The following is a 13,161-nucleotide window of genomic DNA, read 5'->3' on the forward strand; positions in this document are numbered from 1 at the left end:
CCACTGTTGCGCATCGCAGCGCCACCGCACGATGGAGCCATGACGACAGCGCCCGCGACGGCGGACACGCAGCGGCGCCGGGTGCACCCGGCCTGGTGGGCGGCCGGGGCGACGTTCCTCGCCCTGCTCGGCGCGGCCGGGTTCCGCTCCACGCCGGGCGTGCTGGTGGAGCCGCTGCACGCCGAGTTCGGCTGGGGCATCGGGTCCATCTCCTTCGCGCTCGCGGTGAACCTCGCCCTGTTCGGGGTGACCGCGCCGTTCGCGGCGGCGCTGATGGAGCGCTTCGGCGTGCGCCGCGTGGTCGCGACCGCGCTGGTCATGGTGGCGGTCGGCGCGGGCACGACCGTGTTCATGACGGCGGTCTGGCAGCTGGTGCTGCTGTGGGGCGTCGTCGTCGGGCTGGGTACCGGGTCGATGGCGATGGCGCTGGTCGCGACCGTGGTGAACCGCTGGTTCGTCGCCCGTCGCGGCCTCGTCTCCGGCGTCCTCACCGCCGCCACCGCCACCGGGCAGCTGGTGTTCCTGCCGCTCGTCGCGGCCGTCGTCGAGTCGGGCGGGTGGCGGCCCGCGGCGCTGATCACCGCGGGCGCGGCCCTGGCCGTGGTGCCGGTCGTGCTGCTGTTCCTGAAGGACCGCCCCGCCGACGCCGGGGTCCTGCCCTACGGCGGCACCGAGGCCGACGTCGTCCCGCCGCAGCGCGCGGGTGCCGCGCGGCTGGCGCTGCGGGCCCTGGCCGACGCCTCGCGCACCGGCACGTTCTGGCTGCTCGTCGGCGGGTTCTTCATCTGCGGCGCGACGACGGCCGGGCTGGTCCAGTCCCACTTCGTCCCGGCCGCGCACGACCACGGCATGCCCGCGACGACGGCGGCCTCCCTGCTCGCCCTGGTCGGCATCTTCGACCTGCTCGGGACGATCTTCTCCGGCTGGCTGACCGACCGCGTCGACCCGCGGCTCCTGCTGGGCGCCTACTACGCGCTGCGCGGGCTGTCCCTGTTCCTGCTCCCGCCGCTGTTCGGGACCGATCTGAACGCGAGCATGCTCGCGTTCGTCGTGTTCTACGGCCTGGACTGGGTCGCGACCGTCCCACCGACGATGGCGCTGGCCCGCGAGGCGTTCGGCGCCCGCTCGGCGGTGGTGTTCGGCTGGATCTTCGCCTCGCACCAGATCGGGGCGGCGTTCGCCGCACTCGTCGCGGGGCTGGTCCGCGACGCGCTGGGCAGCTACGACGCGGCCTGGTACGGCGGCGCCGTCCTCTGCGTCGTCGCGGCCGGGCTGTCGCTGGCGATCCGGCGCCGGCGGGTCCCCGCGCCGCTGCCCACCGGCTGATCACCATCGGCTCACGATCGCCGGAGATCCCGCCCGGGCGTCCCCGATGTCCGGTAGGACACGAACCGGGCGAGCAGAGGGGGCGACCGTGACGGAGGACCACCCCGGCCCGGGGGAGCCTGGGCCGCCGCAGCCCGGCATCGTGCCGCTACGACCGCTCGACGCCGGAGAGATCGTGGGTGGGGCGTGGCGCCATGTGCGCCGCGGCCCCGTCCTCACGCTGGTGCCGGCCCTCGTGCTGATGGTGGTCGTGCTCGGGGCCGAGGGCCTGCTGACGCTCGTCGAGCCCACGCCGCCCCCGACCCCCGACCTGGTGGAGGCGTTCGCGGGGTCCCTGGGCAGCGGCCTGCTGGTCGCACTGCTGGGGGCCCTGGTGACTCCGCCGTTCGCGGTGCTGCTGCTGGCGGGCCTGCACCTCGCGGTGCTCGGGCAGCGGCCCACGCTGCGGTCGTCGTACCCGGTACGGCCCTGAGCTACGGCGTGTACGGGCTGGTGCACCAGGACGGGTGGCTCCGCCGCGACGGCGGGGAGGCCGTCGCCCGGATCACCGGCCCCCTCTCCTGAGCGGGCCCCGTACGTCGCACGGGCCGCGGGTCCCGGTCAGCGGGCGACGACCGAGTCCCAGCCCTCGACCTCCTGCGGACGGCGCGGGCCCGGGCCGATGTACTGCGCGCTCGGACGCACGAGCTTGCCCTCGCGCTTCTGCTCCATCACGTGCGCCGACCAGCCCGCGGTCCGGGCCGAGGTGAACATCGCGGGCATCATGTGCGGCGGGACCTCGGCGAAGTCGAGGATCACCGCCGCCCAGAACTCGACGTTGGTCTCGATCGGACGGTCCGGGCGCCGCTCGCGCAGGATCGCCAGCGCCGTGCGCTCCAGCTCGGCGGCCACCTCGTAGCGCGGGGCGTTCAGCTCCTGACAGGTGCGGCGCAGCACGCGGGCCCGCGGGTCCTCGGCCCGGTAGACCCGGTGCCCGAAGCCCATGAGCTTCTCCTTGCGGTCCAGCAGGCCCGTCACCAGCGCCCCTGCGTCACCGGTGCGCTCCACCTCGTCGATCATCGGGAGCACCCGGGCCGGGGCGCCACCGTGCAGCGGGCCGGACATGGCGCCGATCGCGCCGGACAGCGACGCGGCGGCGTCGGCGCCGGTGGAGGCGATCACCCGGGCGGTGAAGGTCGAGGCGTTCATGCCGTGCTCGGCGGCGGACACCCAGTAGGCGTCGACGGCGGCGACGTGGCGCGGGTCGGGCTCGCCACGCCAGCGGGTCATGAAGCGCTCGGTGATGGTGGAGCACTCGTCGATGCGCGACTGCGGCACCGCGGGCACACCGATGCCACGGGCGGACTGGGCGACGTAGGACAGCGCCATCACCGAGGCGCGGGCCAGGTTGTCGCGGGCCTCGGTGTCGTCGATGTCGAGCAGCGGGCGGTAGCCCCAGTACGGGGCGAGCATGGCCAGCGCCGCCTGCACGTCGACCCGGACGTCACCGGTGTGCACCGGGATCGGGAACGGCTCGGCGGGCGGCAGGCTCTGGCCGAACCGGCCGTCGACCAGCAGGGCCCAGACGTCGCCGAAGGTCACGGTGCCGGCGAGGTCCTCCAGGTCGACGCCGCGATAGCGCAGCGACCCGCCGTCCTTGTCGGGCTCGGCGATCTCGGTCCGGAACGCGACGTGGCCCTCCAGCCCGGACGTGAAGCCGGGCGGCGGCGGGGGCACCTCGTACGCGGTCGTCTCGGTCACCGGGTCTCCTTCGGCTCGGATCGTCGCCGTCACCCTGCTCCGAACGGGTCAGCGGAGCAACGCGACCGGCCGGTGGTGTCGATCACGAACCGGATTCCCGTCCGTGAACGCCGGTCGCGACCACTCCGATCGGCGGGTGCACACGCGGCTCCGGCGCGCTTACCGTGCGAGACGCACGCACCTGTCCGGAAGGGGAACCGATGACCGACGCGCCCGCCCTCGAGAGGATGCGGACGGACTACTCGAGCCGCCCGCTCGACGTCGACGACCTGGCTCCGACCTGGCACGAACAGCTCACCGCGTGGCTGGAGCAGGCCCGTGAGGCCGGGCTGACCGAGCCGAACGCGATGGTGCTGGCGACGTCGGACCCGGACGGGCTGCCGTCGTCGCGCACCGTCCTGTGCAAGGGCCTCGACGCCGGCGGGATCGTCTTCTACACCAACTACACCTCGGCCAAGAGCCACGACCTGAACCGCACGCGCGTCGCCTCGGTGACCTTCCCCTGGTACGACCTCCAGCGGCAGGTCCAGCTCTCCGGCCGGGTGGAGCGCTGCTCGGACGCCCAGTCCGACGCCTACTGGGCGCTGCGCCCGCGCGGGTCGCAGCTGGGTGCCTGGGCGTCGGCGCAGTCGACGATCGTCGCGGGGCGCACCGTCCTCGACCAGGCGCTCGCCGGGGTCACCCGCCGCTTCGACGGCGTGGAGGAGATCCCGCGGCCCCCGCACTGGGGCGGCTGGCGGATCGTGCCGTGGCAGGTCGAGTTCTGGCAGGGCCGCGCCGACCGGATGCACGACCGGCTGCGGTTCGAGGTCGGCCGCGACGACTCCTGGTCCGTGCGGCGGCTCGCCCCCTAGGGAGATCCCGGAGGCGCGTCGTCGGGGCGTCCGTGTACACCTTGACGTCGTGAGCACGCGCAACGATCCCGGCGAGGGGCCGACGCAGCCCGTGCCCGGTGCGGAACGGGACACCCCGACCCGCCCGGTCCCCGCCGCCGCGGACCAGGGCCCGACCGTCCGCACCCGCGCGTCGCGGATCACCGGGCTGCTGCGGTCGACCTTCGCCGACACCACCCCGCTGCGCACACCCGCCTACCGGCGGCTGTGGGTGGCCGGGATCGTGACGGTGATCGGCGCGCAGCTGTCTGTCGTCGCCGTGCCGATCCAGATCTTCCAGCTGACCGGCTCCTCGGCCTACGTCGGACTCACGGGGCTGTTCGGCCTGGTCCCGCTGGTGGTGTTCGGGCTGTGGGGCGGCGCGATCGCCGACGCCGTCGACCGCCGGGTCATGCTGCTGTTCACCGGCTCCGGGATCGCGCTGAGCTCGCTGGCGCTGTGGGTGGTGTCGGCCAGCGGCGCCGGGAACGTGTGGGTCGTGCTGGTGCTGTTCGCGTTCCAGTCGGCGATGCTCGCGATGAACCAGCCCACCCGCAGCGCGGTCATCCCGCGGCTGCTGCCCGCCGAGCAGCTGCCCGCGGCGAACGCGCTGAACATGACCGTCGTGCAGGTCGGCGCGGTGCTCGGGCCGCTGCTGGCCGGGGTGCTGATCCCGTTCATCGGGCTCTCGACGCTCTACCTGATCGACGCGATCTTCCTGCTGGCGACGCTGTGGGCGACCTGGCGGCTGCCCGCGCTGCCCAGCTCCGCGCAACGGGTGGACGGCGCCCGCCCGAAGGTGGGGCTGCGCTCGGTCGTCGACGGCTTCCGCTACGTCGGGACGCAGCGCATCCTGCTCGTCTCGTTCCTGGTCGACGTGATCGCGATGGGTCTGGGCATGCCCCGGGTCCTGTTCCCGCAGATGGCGGTGGACACCTTCGGCGGGACGGTCGACGGTGGTGTCCAGCAGGGCCTGCTGTACGCCGCGATCCCGATCGGGATGGTCGCGGGCGGGGTGCTGTCGGGCTGGCTGCAGAAGGTGCAGCGCCAGGGCGTCGCGGTCGTCGTCGCGGTGTGCGTGTGGGGCGGCGGGGTGCTCGTGTTCGGGCTCACCGGGTCGCTGTTCCTCGCGGTGCTCGCGCTCGCCGTCGCCGGTGCCGGGGACCTGGTCAGCTCGGTCTACCGGTCGTCGATGCTGCAGACCGTCGCCACCGACGAGATGCGCGGCCGGATGCAGGGCGTGTTCATCGTCGTCGTCGCGGGCGGGCCCCGGCTCGCCGACATGTGGCACGGGTCGGTGGCCTCGCTCGTCGGGCCCGGCCCCACCGCGGCGCTCGGCGGCCTCGCCGTGATCGTCGGCGTGCTGCTGTGCGTGTGGCGCTTCCCGGAGTTCCTCCGATATCGGGCACCCCGCGACGGAGGGTGAGAATCGTCGCCGCGTTCTGCGGAATCGCCCCGGCGGGCTAGCGTGTGCCCGAGACCCGATTGATCCCCGCTGTGAGAGGGAACCTCCACATGTCCGACGAGACCGCCGCCAAGTCCGACACCGCCGTACTCCGGTACTCGGGCGGCGAGTTCGAGACCGCGGTGCACACCCCGACGGAGGGGTCGCAGGCCGTCGACGTCAGCAAGCTGCTCGGCAAGACCGGCCTGGTCACCTTCGACCCGGGCTTCACCAGCACCGCTGCCTGCTCGTCCGCGATCACCTACATCGACGGTGACGCCGGCATCCTCCGCTACCGCGGCTACCCGATCGACCAGCTGGCCGGGAACTCCACGTTCCTCGAGGTCAGCTACCTGCTGATCTACGGCGAGCTGCCGAGCCAGCAGCAGCTCGACGCCTTCACCAACCGGATCAGCCGGCACACCCTGCTGCACGAGGACCTGAAGCGCTTCTTCGAGGGCTTCCCGCGGGACGCGCACCCGATGCCGGTGCTGTCGTCGGCGGTCAGCGCGCTGTCGACCTTCTACCAGGACTCGCTGGACCCGCACGACGAGGAGGCCGTCGAGCTCTCCACCGTACGGCTCATGGCGAAGGTCTTCACGATCGCCGCCTACGCGTACAAGAAGTCCGTCGGGCAGCCGTTCCTGTACCCGGACAACTCCCTCGGCCTCGTCGAGAACTTCCTGCGGATGACCTTCGGGTTCCCCGCCGAGCCCTACGAGCTGGACCCGGACATGGTCCGCGCTCTCGACACCCTGCTGATCCTGCACGCCGACCACGAGCAGAACTGCTCCACCTCGACGGTGCGGCTGGTCGGCTCCAGCCAGGCGAACCTGTTCGCCTCCATCTCCGCCGGCATCAACGCGCTGTTCGGCCCGCTGCACGGCGGCGCCAACCAGGCGGTCCTGGAGATGCTGACCCGCATCAAGGACGTCGAGGGCGGCAACGTCGACGACTTCGTGAACCGGGTCAAGAACAAGGAGCAGGGCGCGAAGCTGATGGGCTTCGGGCACCGGGTCTACAAGAACTACGACCCTCGCGCGAAGATCGTCAAGGAGCAGGCCGAGACGATCCTCAAGAAGCTCGGCGTCAACGACCCGCTGCTCGACATCGCCATGACGCTCGAGGAGAAGGCGCTGGCCGACGACTACTTCGTCGAGCGCAAGCTCTACCCGAACGTCGACTTCTACACCGGTGTCATCTACCGGGCGATGGGCTTCCCGGTGAAGATGTTCACCGTGCTCTTCGCACTCGGCCGGCTCCCGGGCTGGATCGCGCACTGGCGCGAGATGATGAACGACCCGCAGAACAAGATCGGGCGCCCGCGCCAGCTCTACACCGGTTCCGCGGAGCGGCTGTACGTGCCCGTCGGGCAGCGCTGACCGCGTAGCCCCACCGCCTCACCCCCCGAGCGGGCCGGTCCCACGACCGGCCCGCTCGCTCGTTCCGGGGAGCCGCCGCCCCGGCGCTCCCAGGGGAACCCTCGTAGCGCTCTAAGCCACGAGAGTTCCCCTGGGGGCACACCGGAGGGGTGCGACGGCTCGGCGGGCGGCGCGGCGGTGGCGCCGCTAGCGTCGACCGGCATGGCGCCCAGCACTGCCGTCGTCTGGTTCCGGCGCGACCTCCGGGTCGCCGACCAGCCCACGTTCCTCGCCGCGGCCGACGCCGCCGACCGCGCGCTCGCGCTGTTCGTGCTGGACCCGGCCCTGCTGACCCCCTCCGGTGCGGCCCGCGCGAACTTCCTCTTCGGGTGTCTGCGCGAGCTCGACGAGGCACTCGGCGGGAAGCTGCTCGTCGTGAAGGGCGACCCGGCCGACGTCGTCCCGCGGATCGCGAAGGCCGTCGGCGCGCAGACCGTGCACGTCGCGGCGGACTACGGCCCCTACGGCCGCGAGCGCGACGAGCAGGTCGAGAAGGCGCTCGCCGAGGACGACGTCGAACTCGTCCGCACCGGCTCGCCCTACGCCGTCGCCCCCGGCCGGGTGGAGAAGGGCACCGGCGGGCCGTTCAAGGTGTTCACCCCGTTCAGCCGCGCCTGGGCCGACCACGGCTGGCGCGCCCCGGCCGACACCGACGCGTCGACGTGCACCTGGATGGATCCGTCGGACAAGGACGGCGGGCCCCGCGCGGTGAAGGTCCCCGACGACGAGCCGGTCGAGGCCGAGCTGCCCGAGGCGGGGGAGTCCGCGGCACTGGCCCGCTGGAAGGACTTCCTCGACGAGGGCGTCGAGGACTACGGGTCCGCCCGCGACCTGCCGGCCGAGCGCGGCACCTCGGGCATGTCGCCGTACCTGAAGTACGGCTGCGTCCACCCGCGCACGCTGCTCGCGGACCTGGCGAAGCGGAAGGGTGACTCGGTGAAGACCTACCGCACCGAGATCGCCTGGCGGGACTTCTACGCCGACGTGCTGTACCGGCGCCCGGACTCCGCGCGGGGGAACTACGACACGGCCTTCGACCACCTGCCGCTGCGCACCGGGAAGGCCGCCGACGCCGACTTCGAGCGCTGGTGCGAGGGCCGGACGGGCTTCCCGATCGTCGACGCCGGGATGCGCCAGCTGCGCGGCGAGGCCTGGATGCACAACCGGGTGCGGATGATCGTCGCGTCGTTCCTGGTCAAGGACCTGCACATCCCGTGGTGGCGTGGCGCCCGGCACTTCATGGCACTGCTCGTCGACGGCGACCTGGCCTCGAACCAGCACGGCTGGCAGTGGACGGCCGGGTCGGGGACGGACGCGTCGCCGTACTTCCGGGTCTTCAACCCGATCACCCAGGGCGAGAGGTTCGACCCCGACGGCGACTACGTGCGCCGCTGGGTGCCCGAGCTCGCCGACGTCGAGGGGAAGGCCGTGCACCAGCCGTGGAAGCTGAAGGGCGGCATCCCGGACGGGTACCCGGAGCCGATGGTCGACCACAAGGCCGAGCGGGAGGACGCGCTCGCCCGCTACGACCAGGTCAAGGCCGCCCGGTCCTGAGGGCGTCCCGCCAGCGGACCCGCGCCCCGGTGCGCAGCACCGAATTGCGGTAGACGCGGGCCGACAGCACCACCATCCCGGCCAGCGCGAGCAGCGCCACCACGAACGCGACGACCGGCTCCCACCACGCGGTGACCCCCAGCGCGGTGCGGGCCGGCATGAGCGTCTGCGACAGGTAGGGCACGAACGACAGCACCGTGGTGACGGGGTTGCGCGGGTCCACGGGCAGCACGGCGACGGCGAGCAGGAACGGCACGAGCAGCACGACGGCGATCGGCGCGGTCACCGACTGGAGCTCCTCCTGGCGGGACACGAGCGCCCCCGCCGCCGCGTAGAGCGTCGCGAACAGGAAGAACCCGACCAGGTACCAGGCCAGCGCCGACACCAGCGTCGGCAGCAGCAGCGCCGGGACGGCCAGCGCGCCCGTGCCCACCGCGACGGCCGCGCCCACCGCGCCGAGGATCAGCAGCTGCAGCAGCCCGACCAGACCGAGGCCGAGCACCTTCCCGGCGAGCAGCTGCCGGGCCGGGATCGTCGCGAGCAGCAGCTCCACCACGCGTCCGGACTTCTCCTCGACCACCCCCTGCGCGACCGCCGCGCCGTAGGCGGTGACCGAGAAGAACAGCAGGAACGTCACGACGAACGCGGTCCCCACCCGCTGGCCCAGCTCGGTGTCGACCGGTTCGAGGGTGCGCACGCCCACCCCGGACAGCGTGCTCACCCGCTCCGGGTCGGCGCCGGCGGCGAGCAGCGACTCGCGCACGGCCTGCTGCTCGACGACGTCGGCGACCAGCGACCGCAGCCCCGGGGCGACGTCGTCGAGGCCCACGAGCTGGTAGGTCCCCGGCGCCCCGGTGAGCATCGCGTCGGCCTCGCCGGTGCGGACCATCGACTCGGCGGTGGCCCGGTTCCCGGCCTCGGTCAGCCGCAGCGCGGTGCCCAGCCGGTCCGCGGTGCCCTGCAGCTCGCCGCGCAGCTCGCGGGCCGGCCCGTCGAGCACCAGCGACGACGACGAGCTCTGCGACCCGGCGAACACGATCACCGCGCCGTAGCCGCCGAACACCAGCAGCATCAGCAGGATCCCGACGACGAACGTCCGCGACCGCAGCTGGGTGGTGATCTCCCGCCGCGCGACGAGCAGCACCGTCCTCATCGGGCACCGTCGGTCGCCGGGACGGCGCGGTCGCGCACGGCGTCGCGGTACAGCTCGGTCAGCGGCGGCCGGTACGGACCGAACGCGTGCACCGGTCCGGCGGCCAGTGCCGCGGCGAGCAGCGCCTGGTCGTCGGTGCCCGGCGCCAGCTCGACGCGGGTGCGGTCGCCCTCGGTGCCGACGACCCGCACCCCGGCGACGGTGTCGGCCCAGCCGGGCGGCGGGCCCGTCACGTCGTAGCGGTCGGCGGCCCCGGCCCGCAGTCCGTCGACCGTCCCGACCGCGGCCATCCGGCCCGCCGAGATGATCCCGACCCGGTCGCACAGCCGCTCCACCAGCTCCAACTGGTGGGAGGAGAACACCACGGGCACCCCGGCCGCGGCGCGTTCGCGCAGCACCGCCCCCAGGGTGTCGACGGCCGCCGGGTCCAGCCCGGAGAACGGTTCGTCGAGGACCAGCAGGTCGGGGTCGTGCACCAGCGCGGCGCACAGCTGCACCCGCTGCTGGTTCCCCAGCGACAGCTTCTGCACCTCGTCGCCGCGGCGGTCGGCGAGCCCGACCCGGTCGGTCCAGGTCTCGGTGGCGGCGAGCGCGGCCGACCGGGACAGCCCGTGCAGCCGGGCCAGGTAGACGAGCTGCTCGGCGACCCGCATCCGTGGGTACAGACCGCGTTCCTCGGGCAGGTAGCCGATCCGGCGCCGTTGCGCGGGACCGAGCGGGCCGCCCTTCCAGGTGACCGCGCCGGCATCGGCGTCGAGGACGCCGAGCACGATCCGCATCGTCGTCGTCTTGCCCGCCCCGTTGCCGCCGACGAAGCCGAACACCTCGCCCGCGCCGACCGTGAAGCTCACCCCGTCGAGGGCGGTCGCGGAGCCGAACCGCTTGGCGAGGCCGTCGATCGCCAGCACCCCGGCGACGCTACACGGGGTGGGTGTCGCGCACCGGTATCGATCACCGCGCGTGGGTGGCAGCCCCTCTTTCGGCTCTGTAGGCTCCGCACACCGCAATGGTGCTGGATATGTCGATCGTGTAACGAAATGCGCTTCCGGTAGCGGTTTACGCATTGCGCGAGTGGGGGTCCTCGAATGTCATCGGTTCCGGCAGGTGCTGGTCAACAGAGTGGCGAGAACGACGTGGAGCCCTCCGTACTACGGAGGGCGGTCGCAGCGTCGGCGATCGGGAATGCGACGGAATGGTTCGACTACGGCATCTACGCCTATCTGACGGTCGAGCTGACGCAGGCGTTCTTCCCGGGTGAGCTGGGCTATCTCGGCACGCTGCTCGGGTTCGCGATCTCGTTCGTCCTGCGGCCGCTCGGCGGCTTCGTGTGGGGCCCGCTCGGTGACCGCATCGGCAGGCAGAAGGTCCTGTCGATGACGATCATCCTGATGGGTGTCGCGACGTTCCTGATCGGCGTCATCCCGTCGTACGAGACGATCGGCTGGGCCGCCCCGGCACTCCTGTTCCTGCTGCGGATCATCCAGGGCTTCTCCACCGGCGGTGAGTACGGCGGCGCCGCCACGTTCATGGCGGAGTACGCGCCGGACCGCAAGCGCGGCTTCTGGGGCAGCTTCCTGGAGTTCGGCACCCTGGCCGGCTTCACGCTCGCGGTGCTGGTCGTCTTCGGCCTGGAGACCGCGATCGGCGAGCAGGCCATGCTCGACTACGGCTGGCGCATCCCGTTCATGATCGCCCTGCCGCTGGCCATGATCGGTCTCTACATCCGGACCAAGCTCGAGGACACCCCGGTGTTCCGGGACCTGGAGGCCGCCGGCGAGTCCGAGTCCGCCGCGACCGGAGCGCTCAAGGACCTCCTCGTACGCTACTGGCAGCCGATCCTGGCGCTGTTCGGACTGGTCATCGCGCTGAACGTCATCAACTACACCCTGCTGACCTACATGCCGACCTACCTGCAGACGACGCTGTCGATGGACTCGGCGAGTGCCGACACCGTCGCCGTGATCGGCCAGGTCGTGATGATGCTGCTGATCCCGTTCGCCGGTGCGCTGTCGGACCGCATCGGCCGCAAACCGTGCTGGTGGATCTCACTGGTCGGCATCTTCGTGCTGGCGATCCCGATGTACATGCTGATGGCGCAGAGCCTGCCGCTGGCGATCCTCGGGTTCACCGTGCTCGGCCTGATCTACCTGCTGCAGCTCGGGACGATCTCCGCGACGTTCCCGGCGATGTTCCCGACCCACGTCCGGTTCGCCGGCATGGCGATCTCCTACAACGTGGCGACGGCGGCGTTCGGCGGCACCGCGCCGCTGATCAACGAGGCGGCCATCGAAGGCACGGGCGACGTCCTGTTCCCGGCCTACTACATGATGGGCGCCTGCGTGGTCGGCATGATCGCGCTCTACTTCGTCATCGAGACGAAGGGTGTGTCGATCGCCGGCCGGGACGTCCCGGGGCTCGCCGAGCACCGCGCGCGGCAGGCCGCGAAGACCGGCTCCTGAGCCGCACCACCGGTCCGCACCGGGCCCGTCCCCGTCGGGGGCGGGCCCGGTCGGCGTCTCAGGGGGCCGGCCAGCCGCGGGGCAGCGGCACGTGCCCGTCCCGCGCGGCCGTCCACACCCAGGCCCAGCACACGGTGCCGTCGCCGAGGACCACCCGGGACCGCGCGTACTCGGGGCCCTCGTAGGCGTCGAGCGCGGCGAGCGCGGTCTCCGGGTCGGCCAGCTCGACGACCCAGCCGGGTACCCCGTCGCCGGTGTCGAGGGTCAGCGCGGGATACCCGAGACCGGTGTCGGCGACCCCGCCCGTCGGCAGCAGCACCGGCTGCGGCAGCACCCCCGAGGCGTGCTCACGCAGCATCCCGAAGGCCCGCCGGCCGGGCATGAGGGTGCCGTAGACGAACACCCGCGACGGCCACTGCTCCGGCACCGGCACACCGTCGACGGTCCGTGCGTCCAGACCGTCCGGGCCGGGGGTACCGGTGAGCGCGACGGCTCCGGCCTGGTCGAGGTCGGCGCAGCGGACCGGTGCCCCGTCGACGTGCAGCGGGCGCCGGTCCGTCCGTGGGTCGCCGGTGGGGACCTCCGGGGCGAGGTAGGCCCACGGCCGGTCGAGCTCCCCGGCGGCGTCGACGAGCGTGACCCGTCCGGTCGCGACCCGGGCCAGGCGGTAACGCGGCGGTTCGGTGTCGCGGCCCTCGACGGTGTCGAGTGCCGCGAACTGGTCCGGAGCCGCCAGCCAGACCGCGTGCTCCTCGGTCACACCGGGCACGGCCGCGAGCGTCGCGGGGCGCTGGTCGTCGACCACCCGGCGCCCGGCCGACCACACCGCGGCCAGGCCCTCGGTCCGGACCCGCAGCACGACGACCGGACCGGTCAGCCCGCGCTCCCCGCGCATCCAGGAGACCTTCGACGGGCAGGCGTTCGAGCCGTAGGCCAGCAGCGGGACGCGCGCGGCCAGCGGCGGTGCGCCGAGGTCGGCGAGCACGTCGTCGAGGCAGCGGTCCGCAGCGCGCCAGCCGGAGGTGGCCGACGGGGCGGCCGCCAGCGGACGGGTGCGGCCGCCGACGTGCAGGAACGAGCACGGCGGCCGGGCACCCGGGTAGGGGTCGGCAGGGAACGCCGAGTCCGGCCACGAGGCGGCGATGTCCGATCCCGTCATGGGCACGGACCGTAGATCAACGACCCGGGGCCG

General features: G+C 73.0%; 11 protein-coding genes. 7 read left to right on the plus strand and 4 right to left on the minus strand.

Translation table 11 applies throughout. The features are described from left to right. Positions 1 to 39 precede the first annotated feature (39 nt). Positions 40 to 1,326 (plus strand): MFS transporter, encoded by a 1,287-nt coding sequence (locus MTO91_RS03090; protein WP_476653711.1) that lies wholly within the window; start codon positions 40 to 42, stop codon positions 1,324 to 1,326. An 88-nt stretch (positions 1,327 to 1,414) separates the two neighbouring features. Beyond that, positions 1,415 to 1,798 carry a hypothetical protein gene (locus MTO91_RS03095; protein WP_476653713.1) on the plus strand — a complete coding sequence of 128 codons (384 nt, stop codon included), beginning with the start codon at positions 1,415 to 1,417 and terminating at the stop codon, positions 1,796 to 1,798. A 128-nt stretch (positions 1,799 to 1,926) separates the two neighbouring features. Here MTO91_RS03095 and MTO91_RS03100 read toward each other — a convergent pair whose 3' ends face one another. Further along, positions 1,927 to 3,066: a citrate synthase 2 gene (locus MTO91_RS03100; RefSeq protein ID WP_251787219.1), complete on the minus strand. Its 1,140-nt coding sequence runs from the start codon at positions 3,064 to 3,066 to the stop codon at positions 1,927 to 1,929. Positions 3,067 to 3,266: 200 nt separating this feature from the next. Here MTO91_RS03100 and pdxH point away from each other — a divergent pair, with 200 nt between their 5' ends. From pdxH to MTO91_RS03120, 4 genes are all read left to right on the plus strand, one after another. Next, on the plus strand, positions 3,267 to 3,920 hold the full coding sequence (pdxH, locus tag MTO91_RS03105; RefSeq protein ID WP_405419741.1) for a pyridoxamine 5'-phosphate oxidase: 654 nt from the start codon (positions 3,267 to 3,269) through the stop codon (positions 3,918 to 3,920). Positions 3,921 to 3,969: 49 nt separating this feature from the next. Then, on the plus strand, positions 3,970 to 5,364 hold the full coding sequence (locus MTO91_RS03110) for an MFS transporter (RefSeq protein ID WP_405419739.1): 1,395 nt from the start codon (positions 3,970 to 3,972) through the stop codon (positions 5,362 to 5,364). A gap of 89 nt (positions 5,365 to 5,453) precedes the next feature. Then, a complete protein-coding gene (locus MTO91_RS03115; protein WP_062399893.1) occupies positions 5,454 to 6,764 on the plus strand; it encodes a citrate synthase in 1,311 nt (436 codons plus the stop codon). 201 nt (positions 6,765 to 6,965) lie between these two features. After that, entirely contained in the window at positions 6,966 to 8,357 is a 1,392-nt protein-coding gene (locus tag MTO91_RS03120; protein ID WP_405419736.1) for a cryptochrome/photolyase family protein, read from the plus strand. On the opposite strand, the gene MTO91_RS03125 is transcribed toward MTO91_RS03120, so the two are convergent. After that, complete coding sequence (locus MTO91_RS03125) at positions 8,338 to 9,510, minus strand: ABC transporter permease (protein WP_476653716.1); 1,173 nt, start codon at positions 9,508 to 9,510, stop codon at positions 8,338 to 8,340. The two genes, MTO91_RS03120 and MTO91_RS03125, sit on opposite strands and share 20 nt — an antisense overlap. Next, complete coding sequence (locus MTO91_RS03130) at positions 9,507 to 10,418, minus strand: ABC transporter ATP-binding protein (RefSeq protein ID WP_307799714.1); 912 nt, start codon at positions 10,416 to 10,418, stop codon at positions 9,507 to 9,509. Before MTO91_RS03130 ends, MTO91_RS03125 begins: the two co-directional genes overlap by 4 nt. A 225-nt stretch (positions 10,419 to 10,643) precedes the next feature. Between MTO91_RS03130 and MTO91_RS03135 the strand changes: the two genes are divergently transcribed. After that, on the plus strand, positions 10,644 to 11,969 hold the full coding sequence (locus tag MTO91_RS03135; RefSeq protein WP_476653717.1) for an MFS transporter: 1,326 nt from the start codon (positions 10,644 to 10,646) through the stop codon (positions 11,967 to 11,969). A 58-nt stretch (positions 11,970 to 12,027) separates the two neighbouring features. Here MTO91_RS03135 and MTO91_RS03140 read toward each other — a convergent pair whose 3' ends face one another. Next, positions 12,028 to 13,128: a gamma-glutamylcyclotransferase family protein gene (locus MTO91_RS03140; RefSeq protein WP_405419729.1), complete on the minus strand. Its 1,101-nt coding sequence runs from the start codon at positions 13,126 to 13,128 to the stop codon at positions 12,028 to 12,030. Positions 13,129 to 13,161: the final 33 nt, after the last annotated feature.

Source organism: Pseudonocardia sp. 2-7 (genome assembly GCF_056341085.1).

Coding starts and splice junctions, on each gene's coding strand:
- MTO91_RS03090 (WP_476653711.1), top strand. CDS start 40: ATGACGACAGCGCCCGCGACGGCGGACACGCAGCGGCGCCGGGTGCAC.
- pdxH (WP_405419741.1), top strand. CDS start 3,267: ATGACCGACGCGCCCGCCCTCGAGAGGATGCGGACGGACTACTCGAGC.
- MTO91_RS03115 (WP_062399893.1), top strand. CDS start 5,454: ATGTCCGACGAGACCGCCGCCAAGTCCGACACCGCCGTACTCCGGTAC.
- MTO91_RS03120 (WP_405419736.1), top strand. CDS start 6,966: ATGGCGCCCAGCACTGCCGTCGTCTGGTTCCGGCGCGACCTCCGGGTC.
- MTO91_RS03125 (WP_476653716.1), bottom strand. CDS start 9,510: ATGAGGACGGTGCTGCTCGTCGCGCGGCGGGAGATCACCACCCAGCTG.
- MTO91_RS03140 (WP_405419729.1), bottom strand. CDS start 13,128: ATGACGGGATCGGACATCGCCGCCTCGTGGCCGGACTCGGCGTTCCCT.